This is a genomic window from Streptomyces mangrovi (genome assembly GCF_900114215.1).
GTDB lineage: Bacteria > Actinomycetota > Actinomycetes > Streptomycetales > Streptomycetaceae > Streptomyces > Streptomyces barkulensis.
The window spans coordinates 19605-40969 of the sequence record NZ_FOSG01000027.1; the positions used below are offsets into that span (position 1 = coordinate 19605).

The 21365-nt window shown below is 72.9% G+C and carries 21 protein-coding genes; 10 read left to right on the forward strand and 11 right to left on the reverse strand.

What is annotated here, in order from left to right; genetic code table 11:
- The first annotated feature begins 331 nt into the window (after positions 1-331).
- Complete coding sequence (locus tag BM237_RS29040) at positions 332-862, forward strand: DUF8453 domain-containing protein (protein WP_139238180.1); 531 nt, start codon at positions 332-334, stop codon at positions 860-862.
- A 539-nt stretch (positions 863-1401) separates the two neighbouring features.
- Here BM237_RS29040 and BM237_RS29045 read toward each other — a convergent pair.
- The 3 genes from BM237_RS29045 to BM237_RS29445 form a co-directional block, all read right to left on the reverse strand.
- A complete protein-coding gene (locus BM237_RS29045; RefSeq protein WP_139238181.1) occupies positions 1402-2250 on the reverse strand; it encodes a hypothetical protein in 849 nt (282 codons plus the stop codon).
- Positions 2251-3013: 763 nt separating this feature from the next.
- Positions 3014-3343 carry a deoxyxylulose-5-phosphate synthase gene (locus tag BM237_RS26030; protein WP_093852187.1) on the reverse strand — a complete coding sequence of 110 codons (330 nt, stop codon included), beginning with the start codon at positions 3341-3343 and terminating at the stop codon, positions 3014-3016.
- A 72-nt stretch (positions 3344-3415) separates the two neighbouring features.
- Positions 3416-3577 (reverse strand): hypothetical protein, encoded by a 162-nt coding sequence (locus BM237_RS29445; protein WP_175541135.1) that lies wholly within the window; start codon positions 3575-3577, stop codon positions 3416-3418.
- Here BM237_RS29445 and BM237_RS26035 point away from each other — a divergent pair.
- A complete protein-coding gene (locus BM237_RS26035) occupies positions 3557-3997 on the forward strand; it encodes a hypothetical protein (protein ID WP_093852188.1) in 441 nt (146 codons plus the stop codon). The two genes, BM237_RS29445 and BM237_RS26035, sit on opposite strands and share 21 nt — an antisense overlap.
- A gap of 154 nt (positions 3998-4151) precedes the next feature.
- On the opposite strand, the gene BM237_RS26040 is transcribed toward BM237_RS26035, so the two are convergent.
- Positions 4152-4394, reverse strand: a complete 243-nt coding sequence (locus tag BM237_RS26040) for a hypothetical protein (RefSeq protein WP_139238182.1) — start codon at positions 4392-4394, stop codon at positions 4152-4154.
- A 126-nt stretch (positions 4395-4520) separates the two neighbouring features.
- Here BM237_RS26040 and BM237_RS26045 point away from each other — a divergent pair, with 126 nt between their 5' ends.
- Positions 4521-5309 (forward strand): GntR family transcriptional regulator, encoded by a 789-nt coding sequence (locus BM237_RS26045; RefSeq protein ID WP_093852190.1) that lies wholly within the window; start codon positions 4521-4523, stop codon positions 5307-5309.
- 167 nt (positions 5310-5476) lie between these two features.
- On the opposite strand, the gene BM237_RS26050 is transcribed toward BM237_RS26045, so the two are convergent.
- The 5 genes from BM237_RS26050 to BM237_RS26070 form a co-directional block, all read right to left on the reverse strand.
- On the reverse strand, positions 5477-5905 hold the full coding sequence (locus BM237_RS26050) for a hypothetical protein (protein WP_139238183.1): 429 nt from the start codon (positions 5903-5905) through the stop codon (positions 5477-5479).
- A 372-nt stretch (positions 5906-6277) separates the two neighbouring features.
- The gene (locus BM237_RS26055) at positions 6278-7135 is read right to left on the reverse strand and encodes a hypothetical protein (RefSeq protein ID WP_139238184.1); all 858 of its coding nucleotides are present in this window, start codon (positions 7133-7135) and stop codon (positions 6278-6280) included.
- Positions 7136-7168: 33 nt separating this feature from the next.
- Positions 7169-7573 carry a VOC family protein gene (locus BM237_RS26060; protein ID WP_093852193.1) on the reverse strand — a complete coding sequence of 135 codons (405 nt, stop codon included), beginning with the start codon at positions 7571-7573 and terminating at the stop codon, positions 7169-7171.
- Between the two features lie 162 nt (positions 7574-7735).
- Entirely contained in the window at positions 7736-8320 is a 585-nt protein-coding gene (locus BM237_RS26065) for a potassium channel family protein (protein WP_093852194.1), read from the reverse strand.
- A 281-nt stretch (positions 8321-8601) separates the two neighbouring features.
- On the reverse strand, positions 8602-9270 hold the full coding sequence (locus tag BM237_RS26070) for a helix-turn-helix transcriptional regulator (protein ID WP_175541136.1): 669 nt from the start codon (positions 9268-9270) through the stop codon (positions 8602-8604).
- Positions 9271-9530: 260 nt separating this feature from the next.
- On the opposite strand from BM237_RS26070, the gene BM237_RS26075 reads away from it, so the two are divergent.
- The 3 genes from BM237_RS26075 (at position 9531) to BM237_RS26090 (ending at position 12911) form a co-directional block, all read left to right on the forward strand.
- On the forward strand, positions 9531-9884 hold the full coding sequence (locus BM237_RS26075; protein ID WP_093852196.1) for a hypothetical protein: 354 nt from the start codon (positions 9531-9533) through the stop codon (positions 9882-9884).
- A 139-nt stretch (positions 9885-10023) separates the two neighbouring features.
- Positions 10024-10746 carry an ABC transporter ATP-binding protein gene (locus BM237_RS26080; protein WP_093852197.1) on the forward strand — a complete coding sequence of 241 codons (723 nt, stop codon included), beginning with the start codon at positions 10024-10026 and terminating at the stop codon, positions 10744-10746.
- Positions 10743-12911, forward strand: coding sequence for an FtsX-like permease family protein (locus BM237_RS26090; RefSeq protein WP_107415260.1), 2169 nt, complete (start codon positions 10743-10745; stop codon positions 12909-12911). Before BM237_RS26080 ends, BM237_RS26090 begins: the two co-directional genes overlap by 4 nt.
- 67 nt (positions 12912-12978) lie before the next feature.
- On the opposite strand, the gene BM237_RS26095 is transcribed toward BM237_RS26090, so the two are convergent.
- Positions 12979-14520: a hypothetical protein gene (locus BM237_RS26095; protein WP_281253974.1), complete on the reverse strand. Its 1542-nt coding sequence runs from the start codon at positions 14518-14520 to the stop codon at positions 12979-12981.
- 563 nt (positions 14521-15083) lie between these two features.
- On the opposite strand from BM237_RS26095, the gene BM237_RS26100 reads away from it, so the two are divergent.
- Positions 15084-16304, forward strand: a complete 1221-nt coding sequence (locus BM237_RS26100; RefSeq protein WP_217655932.1) for an acyl-CoA dehydrogenase family protein — start codon at positions 15084-15086, stop codon at positions 16302-16304.
- Positions 16305-16317: 13 nt separating this feature from the next.
- The gene (locus BM237_RS29450; RefSeq protein ID WP_175541137.1) at positions 16318-18411 is read left to right on the forward strand and encodes a SpoIIE family protein phosphatase; all 2094 of its coding nucleotides are present in this window, start codon (positions 16318-16320) and stop codon (positions 18409-18411) included.
- Positions 18412-18454: 43 nt separating this feature from the next.
- Here the strand turns inward: BM237_RS29450 and BM237_RS26110 are convergent, their stop codons facing one another.
- Positions 18455-19789, reverse strand: coding sequence for a hypothetical protein (locus tag BM237_RS26110; RefSeq protein WP_093852202.1), 1335 nt, complete (start codon positions 19787-19789; stop codon positions 18455-18457).
- A gap of 253 nt (positions 19790-20042) precedes the next feature.
- Here BM237_RS26110 and BM237_RS26115 point away from each other — a divergent pair, with 253 nt between their 5' ends.
- Entirely contained in the window at positions 20043-20543 is a 501-nt protein-coding gene (locus tag BM237_RS26115) for an FBP domain-containing protein (RefSeq protein ID WP_093852203.1), read from the forward strand.
- Positions 20540-21292, forward strand: coding sequence for a sulfite exporter TauE/SafE family protein (locus BM237_RS26120; protein WP_175541138.1), 753 nt, complete (start codon positions 20540-20542; stop codon positions 21290-21292). Before BM237_RS26115 ends, BM237_RS26120 begins: the two co-directional genes overlap by 4 nt.
- Positions 21293-21365: the final 73 nt, after the last annotated feature.

Genomic DNA, 21365 nt, shown 5'->3' on the forward strand with positions numbered 1-21365 from the left:
TCGCCGCGCGCGGCCCGGCTCCCCGCCGGGCCTGCGCTCCTGTCTCCGCCCCGCTCCGCCCCGGCATCCGCCGGCCGCGCACCAGCAGCAAGCCGCATGGTTGCTGACCAGGCGCCGTCGTGGCTGGGCCCGGTCGGCTTCACGGCTTTAGGCAGCCACCTTGGGGCGAGCCTCGAAGATCGGGGCCCACATCGGGCTATTGCGGGCAGGCGAGGAGCCAGCCCGATTCCCGGCCAGCGTACGGGCCCCGATCTCTCGCCCCAAGGCAGCTCCCGCCCAAAGCCGCTCCACCGACCTTGCTGCACAGATGACAGCCCGTACTCTCACTGCCATGAGCAACCTGATCGCGGCTGCAGCAGTGGTCGTCAGCCTAGTAGCTCTCTATTTCAGCGGTGCACAGTTCAGGCTCAACAAGCGCATCCAACTAGAGGCTGCTCAGCCTTACGTCGTGCCAGACATCCAACCCCGAGCGGGAGGGTCTGGCCTACTTGTCTTCACCCTAGAGAACGTCGGCCCCACCGTTGCCCGCGATGTGGAGATAAGCATCGACCCTCCACTCAAGGGGGGAGAGCGAGATGTGTGGGACGAAAGACTCGGTCGCGCCTTGGGTAGAAAAATCTCTCACCTGCCACCACGGCGGCGACTTGAGTGGTTTTTCACCTTTGCCCCACGTTTTTACCAAAGGACCGACTTGCCCCGTCAATATACGGTCACAGTGAAGGCCAACGGGCCGTCTGGCCCTGTCGAGGAGATGTCTTACATCATCGATCTTGATGCCATGGAGGGCACCGCGCTGGACCGCGCAACCGTAGTCGCCAAGCTAGACAAGATCGCTAAGCACATCGCAGAACGCGATAGATGACAACAGTTGTGCGGTCGGTAGGGTCAGCGGGTCGCTCCCCTTCCACGCCCTGTCAGACGGGGAACCACCGGGAGTCGCGGTTGCCGACAGACAGCGGGTGTGGCAACGGCCCCCAACCGTATGCACTGGTCAGGGGCCGTGGGAGTGCGGAGGCTGTACGGTTTGAACGCACGGTGGTGTCGGCACCACGACGATTTTCAAGATCGCTTACGACTGTCTCGTTCGAGGCATGGTCGACCTCAGGGGCAGTCAGCTCTTTCGGTAAGAGGTCAGCCCACCTGCATCCGCCAAATCAGCCAGCTGACGACCGCGCAACCGAGTGTGTACGCGGCACCCTTAAGGGCGTTCATAAGAAAAATGCGCAGGTAGCGACGGCTACGGCGGCGCCACCGAGCCGTAGAGTGTGGAGTAGGACGTCCCGTAGAGGGGAGTCCGCGGGAGTGCTTGTTCAAGGGGTACTCCGGAAAATCCAGTGATGTGTGCTGGTGATGTCGCACCGCTCCGCCCTGGCGCCAACCACATGCGGAGCGGTGCGGCCTTCATTTCTTCGGGACCGTGCCCGAGGGAACCTCAGCGGCAGCCTGCTCGTCGGCCGTCGGTTCTCCGAGGCCGCGAGGAGTGAAGGGGGGCCACAAGCTGTACACGGGGCGCGAGCCCCTACCTGATCGAGTCTTGAGGGTGTCGAACCACTCGTCGTCGAGGTGATCGAGGATGCCGTGCCTCCGCAACTCGTTGATGCCCTTGCCGGCAGTGTCGGCGGAGATGCCGTACCACTCGGGCATCCGCTCTTGGGGGAGAGTGAACTCGATCTTCCTCTGGTTCAAGGCGATCAGGAGCATGGCCTTCCCTGGAAGAGAGAGCGTGTTGTGCCAGCCTTTTTCCCAGTACTCGTAAGGCAGCTGAAAGTAGGGGTCTCCTAGGTTTTCGCCCGGCGACGTGTACGGTCGCCCAGAGCCATCTTCATGCAGCTTCGTGATGGTTGACTTGCCGCCTTCACCGCGAGCTCGGGAGATGAGTTGCAGTTCCCTAAGGACTTTCCATGCGCGAGACACGGCGGTGGTTCCTGCTGTCTCATCAAAGATGCCCCCGGACCGGGCCCATGTCGTGGACCACTCGGTGACGGAGAAGTCTCCGCCACTAGTGACAGCACTGAGCAACAGATACAGGTCCAAAGGGCGCTTAGCGGAGCGGCGTACCAGATCAGCCAGAGCACCGGGCGACTTCACTCCGCCCTTGCTCTTCCCCTTCTGGAGGAAGGCTCGACGGATCGGCACTGTACGGGTCGGACGTTGAGAGCGATCAAGGATGAGCTTGATGGTCTCAGGTTGCCCCAGAGGCGTTCCCTTCTGCATCTGGGGGGAGTTGAGACCTCGGTGAGGAGTCGTCATGCAGAAATCATGGCACGGACTTGGCGCTTGCCACCCGACTGAGAAGACACCCTGAGCAACATCGACTTGCCGTTTCAGCGAGTGCCATACGATGACTGGATCATGTCTCGTAGGACAGCTGGTTAGATGACAAGTAACGATGACACACTTATTGTGCCGAGTTGCGGGGCATCAGTGAACTGGCCGACCTCCACAGAGAGCTTGACTCGCGCCCCACGTGTCGCGAACTTGTCTATGTTCCGCAGGTTCTCACACCGTGGAGTGCCGTAGGGCAGCTCTCTCCATACGCGAAGCAACACAGCAGCGAAGTACTGCGACCCCAGTAACCTCCCTGCCCGAGTGGCAATCACATACGGCTACAGGGCAGCCAGTATGACCGCCACTGAACGATTCGCGTAGAGCTACGAACTAGGAGATCACCGCGGACGAGCGGCCAGCGCAGCCCAGCGGCGGCCCAGGCGAGCGGAAGGCAACCCGTGCCAGATGCGTGCCAGAACGGGCAGGGAGGAGCGGTCAACAGCGGTCACTTCAGACCCTCCCTCAGCGTGGGCTGTGAGGGCATCTGCGCAGTTCAGGGGTGTAATACGCAGGTGATCGAGCGGTGATTCCCAAGCTCAGAGCGCGGGTTCGATTCCCGTCACCCGCTCCATGACGAAGGCCCAGGTCAGCGACCTGGGCCTTGTTCGTTGTCCGGACCCGCGCCTCTCGCGGTCGGAGCGGCCGGATGCCGGTCGGCGGGGACTCGGTGGAACGCTGGGGGCGGTCAAGGCAGTTCGGGGCGGATGAGGGACCGGGCGATCGGTTCTCCGGTGCGTGCCGCGTAGGTCATCCGCTCCCGCACTTCGCGGAGGGTGCGCGGCCGGTAGCCGGGTCCGGCGCAGCAGCTCTTGTGGAAGTGGATCCCCGCGTTCACCAGCACGGTGAGCACCCGCCACCCCTCGTCGTCCCGCCTCCGGGGCGCCGCGAAGGCCGAACCGACGTGGGCCAGCCCCTCACCGCACCGGGGACACCGCCGCTCGTGGTCACCGGGGTAGGGCTGCTTGTAGGAGGCCCGGCACGGCAGGCAGACGTACGAGGTCTTCGCGTGTCCCATGCGGTCAGCGTAGGCCCGCCGCCTTCGCGGCTCGACGGATTTACGGACCGGACGGAGTGGAACGGCGGGCGGTCACGCGGGGAGGTCGTGGAGGTCCACGGGGGTGCAGTCGTGGAGGGCCAGGACCTGCCGGTGGGCCACCGTCCACCGGATCGCCGGGTGGTCGTGGGGCACCTCCTCCAGGGAGGCGGCGACCGGCTCCAGGGTGGCCGGATGGTGGACGGTCCCGGCCACGCCCACACCCGTGCCCGGCCCACCGGCGCGGCCACGTACCCCTCGCGCAGCCGTGGGCAGGCCCGTACGGAGATCCGGGCGCACGGCACGCACACCGGCGGCGCCGTCGTCCGCTCCCCCTCCTCCACCGGGCGGCCCACGTCCCGCAGTACGAACAGCCACGGCCCGCCGTTCGTCGTCGGCCCGCCGCACACCTGGCAGAGCATGCGCCGCACCGCCCGCCGCTGCCGCAGCGCGTGCACCAGTTGGTACTGCGGCCTGCCCCGGCCCTGCGCGATGGACTGCCGCACCCACAGCACCCCGCGCCCGTCCCGGTCGTGCGCCGGCTCCCCCGGATACGCGATCCCCTCACCGTCCGCTCCCGTCCGCCGCATCAGCGGAGGCCGGCGCGCCCGCTCCCGGCTCCACGAGGCGATGTAGGGAACCGGCCCCGGCCCGGCACTCTCGCCGGGCGGTGCGTTCCGCCGCTCTTCTGTCGGGTTCGTCCTCACAAAGGACCTCCACTCCTGGTGTCCGCAGGCGCCGACCGGGGCGGAACCGCCGGGAACGGTCGCGGTCATGGGGCGCTCTCCTCCTAGTCGATCTCCGCCCAGACGACGGCTCCGTGCCGGGCGTGAACGTGTCCGTAGCGGTCGGCGTCGGCCAGGATCGCCAAGATGGCGCGCCATCGGGTGTCGCTGAGATCGCCGGGAAGCCCGACCTCGACACGGATCGTTCCGGGGCGCTTCGCAATGCGCGGCTCGTTGCCCGAGGCCACCGCGAGACCGGTGGCCAGCGCGACGGACCGCGCCGTGAAACCGCATGAGCGCACAGGCATCCCCCGTGAACGAATAAATACGAAGAGTATTGCTACTTCAGTAGCTTTCACCTGATGCAGTAACTTGTCAACATCGACCGAGAACCCGCCCCACCGCCCCGCACGCCGGGGCGACACGGAGAGTCCATGTCACGAGAGGCGCCCTACCTCCAGATCGCCGACGCCTTGCGCGCCCGTATCAAGGCAGGTGAGTGGGCTGTCGGCGAGAAGCTGCCCTCACGCGCCCAGCTCGCCGCCGAGTACGGCGTCGGACGCAACGTCACCCAGCGCGCCATGGACCGGCTCATCATCGAAGGGCTGCTGGAGGGCCGCGCCGGGTCGGGCACCTACGTGCGCAGGCCGCGCGAGCGGATGCGCATGGTCCGCTCCCACCACCGCGAGCGCCGTGGCACCTCCCCGTTCCGCTCCGACATGGCCGAGCACGGCAGGAACGGCACCTGGGAGTCCCACAGCCAGGCCCGTACTCCCGCTCCCGAGCACATCGCCGACCGGCTCGCCATCAGCCCCGGCGACCTGTGCGTGGTCACCCGCTACGAGTTCCTCGCCGACGGCCGGCCCGTCCAGCTCTCCCGGTCCTGGGAGCCCATGGCCATCACCGACGGCACTCCCGTCGTACTGCCCGAGGCAGGTCCACTGGCCGGTGCCGGAGTCGTGGAACGCATGCGCTCGATCGGAGTCACCGTCGACACCGCCGTGGAGATCCCCCGACCGGCCCGCGCCACCCAGGAGGAGGCCAACCTGCTGGGCATCGCCCTGGGCGACCTCGTCCTCCACATCGAGCGCACCTACTACGACACCGGCGGCCGTCCCGTCGAAACAGCCGACATCACGGTCCCCGACGCCCGCTGGGAGGTCGCCTACGAGTTCGGCATCGACCGCCCGCCCGGCAGCCGGGAGACCCCACCCGGCGGGTGACGAACTCCTGGAAGCCCGGCGCGCGTTCAGGAGGCCGTTGGCCTCGGGGAGCCGGGAGCGTCGCGCGGACCGGTTCCGCGGGCGGCGGCTCGGCCGGACGTACGAGGCCGGGGCGGGTGAGCAGCAGCGCTCCGCGGCGGCTCACGGCCGAAGCCGCTTCACCGCCCTCACAGCCCAGGATGGCGGTGGCGGTGGCGTTCGTGGTACGTGCGGAAGTCGAAGAAGCGCAGGCCCTCGACCTCGACCTCCGTCTCGATCTCCCGCAGGGTCCAGGCATGCTCGGAGTAGTCGTCGAACGCGACGCCGCCTCGCTCCAGCAACAGCGCGGCGAGGCGGCGCACCTCAGCGGTTCCGTCGATGCGCCCGGATATGTCGGCCTGCACTCCCCATGTGGGGTGATGCCCGAGGGCCGCGTCGAGGAGGGCCACCTCATCGGGCTCCCAGTCCTGGAACAAGCAGCCGGTCTCCTCGTCGTCGATCACGACATGGACGCGTTCGGCGAACGTCCACGCCCCGTCGCCCCCCGCCATGTGGCGGTCCAGGCAGGCCACTGTGTCGGCACGATCGGCTGCGGGAAACAGGAACACGGTTCGCATGGACGCAGCGTAGGAGCAGCGGCCGCGCCGCACCGCGGGAACGGCGACCGGACGAGCACTGTTTCCCGGGCTCGGGGCGCGGGTTCGAGTCCCGTCACTCGCTCCATGACGAGGGCTCGGGCCGGCGCCCGGGCCTTGTTCGCCGTCCGGACCGGCCCACAGGTCGCGGCACTGCTCGGTCCGAGGACACGGACCCGTCGTCAGGCGCCTTCGGCCCCTCCCGGTGCCGCCGGTCGCCGGGGCCGTCACGGCCTTCCTCCGGCATGTGGGGAAGGGGCCCGTGCCGGTCGCCCCTCGGGCGCCGTCGGACCCGGCCGGCCGTGACGGGTCCCGCGACGCCGGGGAGCGACGGTCACCGGCCGCCCGGCCGGCTCAGCCGCCGGCGGCGGGCCGGGGGCCGGACGGGTCGAGGTGGCGCAGGACGCGGCGCAGGAAACGGGCGCGGTCGCTGCCGTCGGGCACTTCGGCGAGACGGGTGCGCAGGCGGCGGACGAGGCCGACGGGGACGGAGTACGTGTCCGCGGCCGTGCCGCTCAGCAGGCGGTCGGTGGTGTTGGCGCACCAGTACATGAGGAACGGCAACTCCTCGCGGGCGGTGGCGTCCAGCAGCGCCTCCAGCTTCGTCGGGTCCGGTTCGACGTAGAGGCGGGCGAGGGCGGCCAGGCGCTCGCCGGGCTCCTCTGAGGCCAGCATGGTGTCGGCGTCGAAGCCGGGTACGTGCGGCACCACCTTCAGCATCTCGCCGAAGATCCGCTCCTGGCGTGCGGTGCGCAGGGAGCTGCTCGGCATCCGCTCGCGCACCTGCGCGTACTCGGTGACGAGCCGTTCGAGGGTGCCGGCCGCCCAGGAGGCGTCGCCCCCCGTTCCCTCCCAGCCTTCCGGGTCGGGGCTGCCCGCCGCGGCGAGGGCCACGCGGGCGGTCGCCGCGGCTCCGTCCACCTGCTGGTCCAGGCGCGTGGCGCGCTCCTCCGCCGCGCCGATGCGCTCCTCCAGCCGCCGGTACTCCAGCCGTGCGCCGCCCGGCAGTTCGATGCTGTGGAACAGGTCGCCCATCCACGGCACCAGGGCGATCACGAGCAGTGCGACCGCCGTGCTGTCGATGCTCAGGTCCGGACGCAGCACATGGACCAGCGCCAGCGCCGTCGCCACGCAGGTGACGGCCGCCCCCGTCCAGCGCCGGCGGCGCACGAGACCGCGCTCGGTGTCCTCTTCGTCACTCCCCCTTGACATGACGTCCAGGATGGCAGGGCTCCTCTGCCCCTGTCAGGCGTCCCGGGAGCCCGCCGGGGAGCGGTCCTGGGGATACCAGCGCAGTTCGACGGTGTTGCCGTCCGGGTCGAGGACGTAGACGGACTGGGCGGTGCCGCGCGCGCCGAAGCGGGGACCGGGGCCGTCCACCACGGTGAGGGCACCGGAGTCCACGACCTCCTGCCAGTCCAGCGGTTCGACGACCAGGCAGATGTGGTCCACGTTGGAGCCGTCGCGGGGGCCGGCGACCAGGTCGATGATGGTCGTGTCACTCACCCGCACCGACGGGAACGGTGCCTTCCCGGTGCGCCACTCCTCCACACGGACCGGTTCCAGGCCCAGCGGGCCGCAGTAGAAGTCGAGGGACCGTTCGACGTCCTCGACGTTGAGCACCAGGTGGTCGAAGGCGATGACGCGCACGGCGTTCTCCTCAACAGGCTTGTGAGAGCGGTCTTTTGACGGTTGGAAGCACCCGCCACGCTATCGGCCGGGGAGCGCGGCGGGTATCGGCCGCCGGTCCTGCTCCCCCGGTACGAGGGGCCCGGCCGGGCGGCGTGGACCTGGCGGCGCGCGGCGCGCGGTTCACGCCTCCGGCCCGGAGGGCGCCCGGCGGCGCAGCGCCGACTTGACCGTGTCGACCACGAGCCGGGCCGCGACGCCCACCAGCAGCAGGCCCCCGGTCATCTGGACCATCACGATGATCCGGGCCGGCTGGGAGCGGGCGGTGATGTCGCCGTATCCGACGGTGGCGAACGTCGTGAGCGCGAAGTACAGGGCGTCGGTGCGGGTGAGGGGCTCGTCGAAGCTGCCCGGCTCGGCCCTCTCCAGGAGGTGGTAGACGGTCGCGAAGAGCAGCAGGAACAGCAGCACCACGCTCACCAGCGCCTCGGCGGCCCGCAGGATCGGGCGGGGGGAGTGCTCGATCTCGCGGATCTCCCAGAGGAACAGGGCGAGGACGGCGAGCAGCCCCAGAACGAGGATGACGGCCGTGCCGCCGGTGAACTCCTCGTCCACGGGCAGCAGGTAGTACGCGGTCAGCAGCGCGGCGGTGATGAGGGCCAGCCGCGCCGCCGCGAGCACCGCGGGCACGCCGCGGGCGGAGCGGACGTCGCGGACGCCCTCCCAGCCGTCCGGGGACGGCCGGTGGGGCGGGTCGGGTGGCGGCATGCGCGTCTTCCGGTGGTTCGGTCGCGGCCCGCGAGGGCCCCGGCGGGCAGGCGGCAGCATAGGCTCGCGCCGGGCGGTTCCCGCCCACCGGCGCGGCCGGTCACCCGATCGGCGCGCGTCGGCCGGCCCGGGTTCGGTACGGGGCACGCGGTGCGGGACGTGGAGGGCGTGGCGGGCTCCGCCGGCCGCGTCAACCCGGATGCCCGATGACGGCGATCGCGCCACCCTTTCCACGCGGTCCCGCCGATCGTCCTGGCACCGTACGGCGGGGAAGTCACGCGCTATGCGCCGATCGGCTCCAGACCATCCGTCGTGAGTTCGCCCTCGAAACCGGCCTGCCATGCAAGCCGGGCGATCCCCAGACGGCTGTCCCTGCCCAGCTTGCCGCGAATGCTGCGCAAGTGATCCTTGACCGTGTACGGACTGAGTGAGAGCTTGATCGCGATCTGCGCGTCGGACCGTCCCTCGACCACGTGGAGGAGCACCTCCCGCTCACGCGGGGAGAGTCTGGCGATGAGCCTCTGGGCCGAGGTTCTGCGCTGCCGCCGGCGTGCGGGTTTCAGGTAGGCATCCACCACAGGAACGGCAAGGTCCGGGCAGAGGGCAAGCGCACCCCCGGCGGTGGCCCGCACGACCCAGACCAGGTGGGCAGACGCGGAGATATGACGCAGAACACCGTTCGCGCCGTGCAGGAGCAGCCGCTGCACACTGGACGGCGTGACGTCATGTGCCAGGACGACCACTGCGGGCGGGCAGGTACGTCTCCCGACGTCCTTCAGCGCGGCGACCGCCTCGTCCTCCTCCCGGAAGCTGAGGATCAGGACATCGAGCCGAGCAGCCCGTAACAGAGGCCCCACATCCACGGGTCGGCCGGGATCGACCACCCTGAGCTGCGTGTCTTCCTCTAACGTGGTCCGGATTCCGATGCCTTCGAACTCCTGGTCCGCCACGACTCCAACACGTATCAATCGTGCTCCCCCCCTTGAGCCGTCGGTCCATCCCCCTTCGGAGGGGAGTTCCGCAAAGCTCCCCTGGTCAGCGGGGAGCGCACGCAGTCGGCCGCGGCGATGCTTGTCACCGTGAACGCTACATCTTCTTCGTTCACCCGCACATCGCCTTTAGGTCATGTGCGGTCAACCCCCATCGGCCGTGAATCCGCCTGTCTCTCACAGGTGTTGGCGGTTCGCGCTCCGAAACCGGAAAGAGGCAGATGAACAGCACAAGGAAGCGCCGTATCGCCCTCAGCGTCCTCGGTGTGGCCATGCTGGCCGGCAGTTCCCCGGCGTTCGCGCTCTCCGCCGAGACCGACGGAGCCAGGGCGAGCACCAAGAAGACCGAGGGCTACAAGTACATCCGGGTCTACGACACCAAGGGCGACAGCAACTCGGTGTACGGCCTCTACCATCGTCAGGCCAGCCCCTCGACCGAGCGCGCCCTCCACAACAAGAGTGGTTCCGGCACGCACGCCACGAGCGGCACCGGCAGCAAGATCCTCGACCAGAAGGCCTGCGTGTCGCTGGACTTCCGGCCCGACCGGTGTTCGGGGAAGGTCTCCAACCCGTAAGCACGGGGAGCACCCTTCGCGAGGGTTCCGCGGCGGGGGGCGGTCCGACGGCTCGATCGTCGGACCGCCCCCGCCGACCGAGCCCGTCGATGTCGTCCGGCTCGGCGGCGATCGCTTCGGGAGAAACGGGAAGACAGTGATGACGGAAACCGATCGGACCGTGCTCGCGGTCTCGGGTGTGCGCTACGAGATCGCGGGGCGCTTACTGCTCGACGGGCTGGACCTCTCCGTCGGGGCCGGCGAGTCGGTGGCGATCACCGGTCCGAGCGGCAGCGGCAAGAGCACCCTGCTGATGTGCCTGCTGGGTCTGGTCAGGCCGCAGGGCGGGCGGATCACGGTGGCCGGGACCGACATCACGCGGTTGCGTGAGCGCGCGCTGAACCGGCACCGGCGAGACCACATCGGCGTGGTCTTCCAGTTCGGCGAACTCCTTCCGGAACTCACCCCGCTGGAGAACACCGCCCTCGCGGCGCTGCTGTCGGGCACTCCCCGGCGCAGGGCATACGCGGACGCCGAAGAACTGCTGACCACACTGGGCGTACCGCTGAACGGCACCCCGACGGCGGAGCTGTCCGGCGGTGAGCGGCAGCGCACCGCGGTGGCGCGTGCGCTGATCAACCGGCCGTCCCTGGTCCTGGCCGACGAACCGACCGGAGCGCTGGACGGCAGCACGAGGGACGAGGTGACACGGATGCTCTTCTCGGTCCCGCGGCAGTGGAGTTGCGGTCTCGTCGTCGTCACCCACGACCCCGCCGTCGCGGAGCGCGCGGACCGGCACCTGCATCTGAGCCAGGGGCGCCTCGGTGATGCCGGCGCCGTACTTCCCGGTACCGGAGCCCCGGCCGGGGGAACAGCCCGGTGAACACGCTCGCCACCTACACGCGCCTGTTCGCGGTGGGCCGTGCCGCGGGCCGCGGCTCGGCGGGGCGGGGACTGCGCTTCACCTCCCTGCTGTGCGCGACGTTCGCCCTGGCCCTCACCGGGGCCGTGCTGGCCGCCGGATTCGCCGTCTACGACGGCCGCGAACTGCGCGGATCCGCCCGCGCACCGCGGTACGTCGGCGTGGAGAACCCCGAACGGGCCCCCCTGCTCGTGCAGGTCGCCTACGACGACGTGGGCGGCGTCCAGCGGTCCGTCGTCTTCCTCGACCCCCGCGACGAAGGCGTCGCCCCGCCCCCGGGCGTGGAGCGGTGGCCCGCACCCGGCGAGGTGGTGCTCTCCGAAGCACTGCGCACGGACCTCCTCCGGGAGGGCTCCCCCGACAGGTACGGGAAGCCGGCCGGGTCCATCTCCGAGTCCGGGCTCGAGGTGCCGGGGGAGCGTCTGGCGTACGTGCGCCCCGCGCCCGGCCTCATCGATCCGGGCAACATGACCACGGCGGCGGGGTTCGGCTCCGACGAGCGGTCCGTCTACGGCGACCGGGCGACCGTCCCACCGCTGTCCGCGTTCATCTCCCTGGTGGTGGGGATGTTGCTGTTCCCCGCGGTCGTCCTCGTCGTCGTCGCGGCCCGCTCGGGCGCCGCGGGACGGGACCGCCGGGTCGCGCTGCTGCGTGCCCTTGGCGCGGGGGCGCGTGCCCGGGCCGTGGTGAACGCCGGTGAGGCGGCTCTTCCGGTGGCGCTCGGCGCGGTCGCGGCGGCCGCCGCCGTCGGTCTCGCGCTGCCGTCCAACCCGACCGTGCCCGTCGTGGACTTCGTCCTGCCCGCCGCCGACCTGCGTCGCTGGGCCTCCCTGCTCTTCGCGGCGGTCCTCGCCGCGGCCCTGACCGTACTGGCGGCCGTGACGCTGCTGCACCGCACCGACCGGGCGGGGCAGGGCGCCCGGCCCGGCACCCGCGGCCGCTTCACCTCCCGCCGGTTGGCCTGGTTGTGCCCGGTGTTCCTGGTCGTCGCCACACGCGGCCCGGATCTGCTGGCGGGTGGCGGCTCGTTGTGGTTCCTCGTCTATGCCGCCGGTGTGGTGGGAACACTCGCCACCCTGCCCGCACTGGTCGCCGCCGCCGTCTCGGCGCTCGGACGCCTGCTGGTCCGCACGGGCAACCGGTACGGCCGCCCCGGGGCGCTGATCGCCGGCCGCCGGGCGGTCGCCCAGCCGGGAGTCACCGCCCGGCTGGTGGCCAGCGTGGTGGTCGCCATCGGCCTGGTCACCCAGATCCAGCTGAACACCAGTCTGCTCGACGACGCGATGATCGCCGCCAAGGCCACGCACGAGCGGATCGGCGACTCCATGCTCACCGTGAGCTCGGCCGCCGACCGGGAACAGAACGGAGCCTTCCTCCGGGCCCTGCCCGAGGGAGCCCACGGGCTCGCCATGGAGGTCGCGCACTCCGACGGACGCTCGCTCGGCCTCTACGGCGACTGCGCCGCACTGCGGGCGCTGGAGGCCCCCTGCGGCACGAGCACCGCCGACCCGGCCGACCCGCGTGTGCGGGAGCTGGCCGCCTGGTTCGGCGGCGACGCGGCGGACGTGGTCCTGCACCGTGCCGACCCGGCGGAACGGCTGGCCCGGGACGCCGAGCGGCTCCTGGTCGTCGGCGACAGCGGTGAACTGGTGGTCGGCGAGGTGAAGGAAGCCGCCTTCCGGGAACTGCCGGCCCCCCAGGTCATGGTGGTCGCCGGGGAGTGGCTGTTCGGAGCCGCCGAACTCCAGAAGCCCGCCGCGTGGACGCTGTTCCTCGGCATTATCGGAGTGGGCCTGCTCGCCTTCGCCGCGGCCGCGAACAACCTGGGCGACTTCCTGCGCTTCGGCCACACTCTCGCCCCTCTGAGCGTGCTGGTCAGCCGTCGCGGCGTCTTCTACGCCACCGCCGTATGGACCATCCTGGTGCCGCTGGCCGCGGCCGGTGCCCTCGGTGTCCTGGTCTCACTGTGGCTCGCCGCCCCGATGACGGCGAAGGGCGCGGTCCTCACCTGGGCCTTCCTGGCCTCGCTCCTGGTCCTCGCCCAGATCCTCGCCGTCCTCTTCTGGTTCTGGGGCTCCCGTTCCGCCGCCGTCCAGGCCGTCCGCTGGCGCCCCACCGCCGACTGACCTGGGGCCCGGCGCCCCGGCGACCGGTCCACCGCCGGTCGCCGGTCCGCCCGGGGCGTCCCAGTCGTCAGGGGCGGACCGACACCGTCCAGCCGCTCTTGTAGGTGTCCGGCACCGGGTGGCGCGGCCAGTCGCGCGCCCAGGGCGGCGGGTCCGCCCGGCGCATGACCACCGCGTCGGACCGTTCGGGGGCGCGCGGGTCCGTTCTGGTACAGCCCGCGGCGTGCGCGACGGGGATCGCCGAGTCGTTGCCCGTGACCGCGCACGGGGCGCGTACGCCGTGCGCGTGGAGCACCGCCGCGATGCGCCGCCAGTCCTCGCGCGCCTGCTCCTGGATGCCCGCGTGGGTGTGCGCCAGGCCGGCCTGGACGGCCAGATGGCCCGCCAGCACCGCGGTGAGGACGACGGCCACCGGCACCGAGCGGCGGGCCCGGTCGGCGATGCGGAGCAGGCCGAGGGCGGCGGGTACGGCCAGCAGCGCGTAGCCGGGCAGCAGGAAGCGCGGGGCGGCGTAGGGCAGCAGGAAGAAGTACTGCGCCGTGAGCGAGCCGGCCGTGGCCGCGGCCAGCCACAGCGGCGCCGCGTCCCCCGTGCCCGCCATGCCCCACGGGGTACGGGTGCGGCGTGCCGCGAGCAGTCCCAGCGCGGCGAGCAGCGCCAGCAGCGGCCACCAGGCGGCGGCCGCCCACCCCACGCCGTCGCCCGTGCAGGGGCGGCACAGCAGCGGGCCGTCCAGCGTGGTGAGGTGGTCGGCCACCGACAGCACCGGCCGCATACCGCCCTGGACCTCGCTCGCCTCGGCGAGCCGCCGCGCCACTCCGCCGAACCGCAGCCGCGCCTCCACCAGCCACGGCAGCGCGCCCGCCGCGACGCCCGCGGCGACGGCCAGGACCCTGCCCCGGCCGCGCCAGGCGGGCACCGCGACGGCGGCCAGCAGCAGGGGCGCGGTGAGGGCCGCGCCGTCGTTGGGCCGCATCAGGGTCGTCACGGCCAGTCCGGCGGCCAGTGCGGCGTACCGCGCGCCGCGGCCGGGTCCGCGTCCCGCGAAGCAGCCCGCCGCCGCGAGCGCGCCCATCGCCGTGTAGTGGTTGGGCATGGCGGCGCCCGCGTAGAACAGCGCCGTCCACAGCGATCCGTACAGCGCCGCCGCCACCCACACCGCCGACGGCCGGGGCACCACCCGCAGCCAGGGACGGAGGCCCAGGTAGAGCGCGGCGCTCGACAGCGCCAGCAGCCAGACGCGCAGCAGCACCACCGAGTCGCTCCAGGAGGCGACCGGGGACAGCAGCAGGGGGACGCCGCGGGTGCGCGGTGCGCTGAACGGGGTCGGGGGGCCGTAGGGGGGAAAGCGACTGGCGTAGACCGTCTCGTCCCAGCCGAGCGGCAGGGTGAGCGGCACCAGGAGGGCGGCGGACAGCGCCAGCAGGACGCAGACGGCCGCCAGCTTGCGGGCCTCCCGCCGCAGGGCGCTCGGCGAGCCCGGCGCGGCGGCCGTGGCGCCGGTGCCGACGCGGCCGAGCCCGCTGATTCCTCCGGGGGCGAGGAGCCCGCCGGGGGCCGGCACCGTGCGGCCGAAGGCCGGTGCTCTGCCCGGCGTTCTGCCCGGCATGGCGTTCACGAGGCCTCCACCCGGTCGTCCTGCGGCCTGCGGTCTGCCCCCCGCCCGCCGTTGTACCAGCGCGCCGGCCGGGGCGGCGCGCGCCCGCGCGGCGGCCGCACCGATCGGACGACGGCCGTACGGCAGCCAGCCTACGGCCGCGGCCGCGTCCGCGCCGAAGACCGGTGGGGGCGGTGGGGGCGGTGGGGGCGGTGCGGGTCGGTGCGGGGCGCCACAAGCGGAGGGAGTAAGGGGGCGCGCGGGAAGACCCGTGCGCTGTGACGCACGCCCCATACGCTCGGCCCGCCGCCGTCGGCGGCGGAGGCACGGACCTGCCCGCAGCCGGGCGCGAGGGAACCGGAGAACAGCTGTTGAACTGGGGTTTCGGCCGTCCGGACGCACCGGCGCCGCCTGCCGTGAACCGGGCGCGGACGATCGCCGGACGAGCCCGCGAGGCGGGGGGCCGGACGGGCCGCGAGGCGGGTCCGGGCCCGCCGGATTCCTGGCCTCCCGATCCGGAGGATGTCTCAAGTAGGCTACGGCACCGTTGCCGTCCGGCAAGGATGCCAAAGACCGTGACGCCCGCCGATGCTGTCGACCGGGTTCGTACGAAGAAGCGGAGTACAGCGGTGGTGCGGATCGAACTGGGGGCCGCGGTGTCCGTCGCCCGGGAGATCGCCGAGGAGGTCCTGGCCCCGCGGGCGGCGGCGGTCGACGCGGAGCAGCGGTGGCCGGAGGAGGGCATGGCGGCCCTGCTCTCCCGGCTGGGCGGGCTGGTGGTGCCCGAGCACTCCGGCGGCATGGGGCACGGGCTGCTGGCCGTGGCACAGGTCGGCGAGGCGACGGGCCGGGCCTGCGCCTCGACGTCGATCTGCTTCGGCATGCACCTGGTCGGCTCGGCGGTGATCGCCGCGCAGGCCGACACCGTCCAGCGGGAGCGGTACCTGGAGCCCATCGCCGCCGGGGAGCACCTGACGACCCTGGCCCTGTCCGAGCCCGGGACGGGCGGCGAGTTCTGGCTGCCGCAGACGCACATGGAGCGCGTGGAGCACCCCGGCGGCGACCGGCTGCGGCTGACCGGCTCCAAGAGCTTCGTCACCAACGGCGGCCGCGCCGACTCCTACGTCCTGTCCACCGTCGCCGTGGGGCCGCGAACGCCGCCCGGCCAGTTCTCCTGCACGGTCGTCGACGCCGGCACCCCGGGCCTGGAGTGGGGACCCGAGTGGCAGGGGTTCGGCATGCGGGGCAACGCCTCCCGCGGCTTGGAGCTGCCCGAGGTGGAGATCCCCGCCGAGTGCCTGCTGGGGCAGGAGGGCGACGAGATCTGGTACATGTTCAACGTCGTCGCCCCCTACTTCCTGATGGCCATGTCCGGCACCTACCTGGGTATCGCCGCGGCCGCCCTGGAGGAGACCCGCGCCCACCTGCTGCGCCGGCGCACGCGCGGCGGCCGCGCCCTGGCCGGCAACCCGGTCGTGCAGCACCGGCTGGGCACGATGTGGGCCCGGGTGGAGCGCACCCGGCGGCTGATCTACCACGCCGCCGCCGAGGCGGAGCTCGGCGGCGGCGAGGCCCTGCCGGGGCTGGCCTCGGCCAAGGCCGAGGTCGCCGACGCGGTCGAGGCGACCGTGAACGACGCCCTGACCCTGGTCGGCGGGATCGGCTACGGGACCGACTCGCCGCTGCAGCGGATGCTGCGCGACGCCCGCGCCGCCCATGTGATGGCCCCGGTCACCGACGTGCTGCGCACCTGGGCCGGCAAGGCGCTGCTGGACGAACCGCTGCTGGAAGGCTGACGGTGTGCTGACGATGCCCGGAGAGAGAGCCCGCATCCTGCTGGTGGACGTCCTCCCCGAGACCGCGGAGGACTTCGAGACCGCGTTCGGCGAGGGGGCCGCGTCCGGCGAGGAGGCCGAACTGGTCCACGTCACGGCCGCGAGCGTCCTGGAGCACACCGAGGGGACCCCCGGCGAACGCCGGCCCGCCGTGGCGGTGGTGGGCCGGCGGGTGCCGGCCCCGGTCGGCCTGATCCACGCGCTGCGTCCCCATCCGGCGGACCTGGCGGCGGTGGTGGTCGCCACCTCCGCCACCGACTCCCGGCTCACCACGCTGCCGATACTCTTCTCCGCCGACCTCGTGCGCCGGGTCCCGGACGCGCGGGCGGACCTGCTGCCGCGGACGGCCCGCGAACTGCTGGAAGGCGTGACCCGGCGGCGCGCCGAGACCGCGGTGCGGGCCGCCGCCCAGCGGCAGCTCGTCACCGGCGCGGTGATGGGCCGGCAGCTGGGGGAGCGGCTGCTGGGCGAGTTCCTCACCCAGGCCCCGATCGGCGCGCTCATGCTGGACGACGACGGCGCGGTGCTCGCCTGGAACCACCGGGCCGCGGACGTCCTGGAACTGGACGACCACGGCTCGCTCCGCCGTCCGCTGGCCGACCTGTTCCCGCCGGACGCCCGCGCCACGCTGCGGCAGCACCTGGCCACCGCCCGGGAGCAGTCCGCCCCCGGCCCCGACGTGGTCTTCGAGCGCACCAGGTCCGACGGCACCTCGCAGGCCATGCGCATAGCCCCCCAGAGGGTGACGGACTCCGGGGGGCGCGAGCGCGTCCTGGTGCTCGCCGAGGACGTCACCGACCGCCTGCACGCGCAGCGCAAACTCGCCGAGCGCACCGGCCACGCCCTGCTCAGCGCGGAGGTCGCCGCCGCCATGACGGCCTCCGGGCCGCTGGCCGAGCGCCTGCACCGCTGCGTACGGGCCACCGCGGACCGGCTGGGCGCCGACCGCGCCTGCCTGTGGACCCTGACGCCGTCCGGCAGACCCGAGCCCGCCGCCTGCGCCGACGTCGACCGCACCACCGCCGCCGACCGCCTCCACCCCGAGCACGCGGACGAGGAGCTGGTCGGGCGGATCGCCGCCCGGCAGCGCCCCCATCTGGACCTCACGCCCCCCGGCGGCCGGCGCGCCGGGTCCGGCCGGCCTGCCGGGTCCTTCGCCGGCTATCCGCTGGTCTCCGGCGGGGAGCTGATCGGCGTGCTGACCCTGAGCACCCGGCTGGCCCTGCCCGGCTCCACACTGTCCATCCTGGAGAACATCGCCGACCAGGTGGCCGTCGGCATCCAGCGGGACCGCCTGCTGCACCGGCTGCGCACCACCACCCAGGCCCTGGAGCGCCCGCTGCTCCCGCCCCGCCTGCCCGAGCTGCCCGGTTTCGACCTCGCCGCCCGCTACCACCCCTTCGGCAGCGGCCTGCACATCGGCGGGGACTTCTACGACGCCTTCGCCGCCCCCGACGGCCGGTACGTCCTGGCCCTGGGCGACGTCTGCGGCAAGGGGCCCGGCGCCGCGGCCATCACCGGCCTGGTGCGCCACACCCTGTGGGCGGCGGCCCAGCACACCACCGACCCCGAGCACGTCCTGGGGCTGGTCAACAACGCGCTGCGGCGCCAGAACACCCCCTTCTGCACCCTCGCCTACGCCGTTCTGGAACCGCCCTCCGATCCGGCGGGCACCTCGGGCCCCTCCGGCACCGCCCGCGTCCGCATCGCCTCCGCCGGGCACCCCGCCCCGCTGCTGCTCCGCGCCGACGGCCGTGCCGTGCCGCTGGAGGTGCGCGGCCCGCTGCTGGGCGTCCTGGACGAACTGCACCACCCGGTGACCGAGGTGGAGCTGGGGCCGGGCGAGACCCTGGTGTTCTACACCGACGGCTTCACCGAGGGCGCCGGGGCGGAGGACCGCCGCGAGCCCGAGGACCTCGCCGCCCTGCTCGCCGGGCATTCGCCGCCGCCCGGCGACGGGCGTCCCGCCGACCGCGTGGTGGCGGCCCTGCTGGAGGACGCCCACGCCTGGTGGGGCGAGCGGCTCCGCGACGACCTCGCCGTCCTCGCGCTCACCCGCCTGGCCTGAGCGCGGATCCCGCCCCCAGAAGCCCGCTCTCAGAAGCCCGCCCTCAGGGGCGGGCGCGGAGGTTGGTGCCGTTCAGGCACAGGGCGATGTTGCGGACCGCGGCGGTGAGCTCCTCGATCACCCGGGCGGCCTGCTCGGCGTCGTGGAAGGCGGGCCGGTCGGCGGACGCGGACAGGGAACTGCTGAGGTCCTCGGTGAGCCGGCGCATCGCGTCCAGCTCCTCGGCAGGCGGCACAGCGGGCGCCTCGGACGCCGCCGGCGGGTTCGAAGGGGCCGCCGGGGCCGGTGCGACGGGCGCGGCCGGGGTCGCCGGGACGAGGGGTACGGGCTCGGGTGCGGGAGCGGGTGCGGGCGCCGGTTCCGCGGGCTGAGAGGGCTGAGCAGACTGGGCCGGCTGCGCGGGCGCGGCCTGGGGCTCTGTCCGGGGTGCGGCGGGCGCGGAGGCCGCCCCCGACACCCCCGGCACCCCCGACGCCTCCGACGGGGCGGAGGTGGCGGGGGTGGCGGGCGCCGCGGGGGCGGCCTCCGCCGCACCCGCGCCCGCACCCGCGCCCGCACCGCTGCCGCCGGCCGCCGGGGCGTTCCACCCGCCGGCGGACCTCGACGCGTCCGGCGAGAGCCTGGTCTGCGGCGGCAGTACGTTCTCGGCGGTGCCCGGGGACCACAGCGGCGCCGTCGGCTGCGGCGCGGTGGGCACGTGCTCGGCCTTCCACTGCAGCCGGTAGCACTCGACCTGGTCGGCGCAGGCGGTGCGGGCGTGGAAGATCGCGCTGCCCTCGCCCAGGTCGGGGTACCAGAGGTTCGGGCCGGGGAAGCGCACCGTCCGCATCCGGGGCTTGATGGGTTCCGCGCAGCCGATGCAGCAGCCCGCCGGCACGCACAGCCCCGCGCCCTCCTTCTGCGCGGCGGCGCGGGGGCCGATCTCCCCGCGGTACTCCCCGTTGCCGCAGGGCGGCAGTTCGCCGCAGGTGCGGCAGACCGCGTAGTGCTCCGGCAGGACCTGCCAGCCGTGGCTGATGGGCGCGCACCAGTGCTTGGGCGCGGAGCGCGGATAGTTCTCGTTGCGCAGGACCAGCACCACGGGCCGCTTGTAGAAGTCGGCCCGCTCGGGGGGCTGGGCGTTCAGCCGCCCGTTCATCCGGCGCAGGTCCTCCGAGTGCCGCCACAGTTCGAGGTGCTCGCGCCAGGCCTGCTCGTAGGAGAGCGGCCAGGGGTGGTCCCGGTACTCGTCGATCTCCAGGATCCGCCAGGGCTGCCGGTCGAAGACGACGACGTGCCCGCTCCTCAGGCGCAGGTGCGTACCGTTGTCGCCTTCCTTGGGCCAGTCGATGCGGCCGACGCGGGTGGGCTGGTCGGGGAGCCCTTCGCGAACATGCATGCCACGCTCCTCGGCAACGGGACAACTATGGTCAACATGGAGCACTTTCCACCATTCTGGATCATTTCGGACCTTTAGCCGTTCAGACACGCGCACGCCCGTCCCGCCCGCCCCTCCGCACGGCCTCCGTGACGTGCCGTCAGGCGGCTTCGGCACGGCACCGGCGCGCGGCGCCGGACCGCGCCAACGCCGGGCGTTCCCGTGAGTATTAACCTTTTGCCTGAGATTCCCCGTGAATGGTTGGCTGCCCGCCATGAGACCCGTGACCGAGAAGGACATCCGCGCCTCGTTCGTCAACTGCTCCAAGGGCGAGGCCAGACGCATGGCGCTGCCGCGCGACCTGACCGAACAGCCCTGGGAGGACCTGGACTTCCTCGGCCGGCGCGACCCCGCCGCTCCCGACCGCCGCTGCGTCGTCGTCGAACGCGGCCGCCTGCTCACGGGCGTGGCGCTCCGCTCCCCCGCCCGGCCGCCGGGCCGTACCCGCCGCGGCGGCGGCATGTGCTCACTGTGCCTGACCACGCACCCGGCCGACGGCGTGGCCCTGATGGCCGCACCCAAGGCCGGGCGGGCCGGGCGCGAGGGCGACTCGGTCGGGCTGTACATGTGCGCCGATCCGGCCTGCTCGCTGTACATGCGCGGCAGGAAGGTCCCCGACGGCGGCGGACGCCTGGAGGAATCGCTGACGGTCAAGGAGCAGGCGGAGCGCACCAGGGCCAACCTCCTGGCCTTCCTCGACCGGCTCCACGCGTGAGCCCGGGCCCGGAGCAGCTCGCGGCCGTCGCCCTCCTGGCCCTGGTCGCCCACGGCCTCAAGGGCCTCACCGGCTTCGGGCCCGCGACGCTCTTCGTACCGGTGGCGTCGCTGCTGTTCGGCCAGCCGGCCGCGGTGGCCGCCTCCGGAGTCCTGGACGCCACCTCCGGCGCGGCGCTCACCGCCGCGGACCGGCGCGTCCGCCGGGGCCGGGAGGGCCTGCTGACCGGCGTGTTCATGGCGGCGGGGACGGCCGCCGGGGTGGTGGCCCTGACCCGCGTGCCCGAGGCCGTGGCCGCCGCCGCCCTGGTGCTGGCGGTGCTCGCCGGCCTGGCGGCGGTGGTGGACGCCGGACGGCGGGGCCCGGTGGGCGAGTCCCGGCCGCTGGACGCCCGTGACGGGGCGGCCGGCCTGCTGGCCGGATTCGTCGGCGGCCTCACCGGGATCGGCGGCCCGCCGCTCGTCGTCCACCTCCAGCGCGTCCTGACCCCGCACGACCTCAGGGCGGTGGTGACGCGCGTCCTGCTGGTGGCGGCCGTGGTGCGGGTCGCCACGTTCCTCGTCGTCGGCGACGACGCGCAGGTCGCAAACGCGCTGCTGCTGGCGGCGGTGTGCCTGCCGCCGCAGCTCGCCGGGCTCCTGGCCGGCGCCCGGCTGGCCCGCCGCGTCTCCCCGGCCCGCCTGGCGGCGGTCAACGGCGCGGTCGTCGCCGTCTCCGTCCTGCTCGCCGCCCTGGGCGCCCTGCTGTAGCACGCCCTGCGTCGGTGACCGGCCCGGCACCGGGGCGGCGAACCGTTCCTCCGCCGCCCCTTCGTCGGGACGC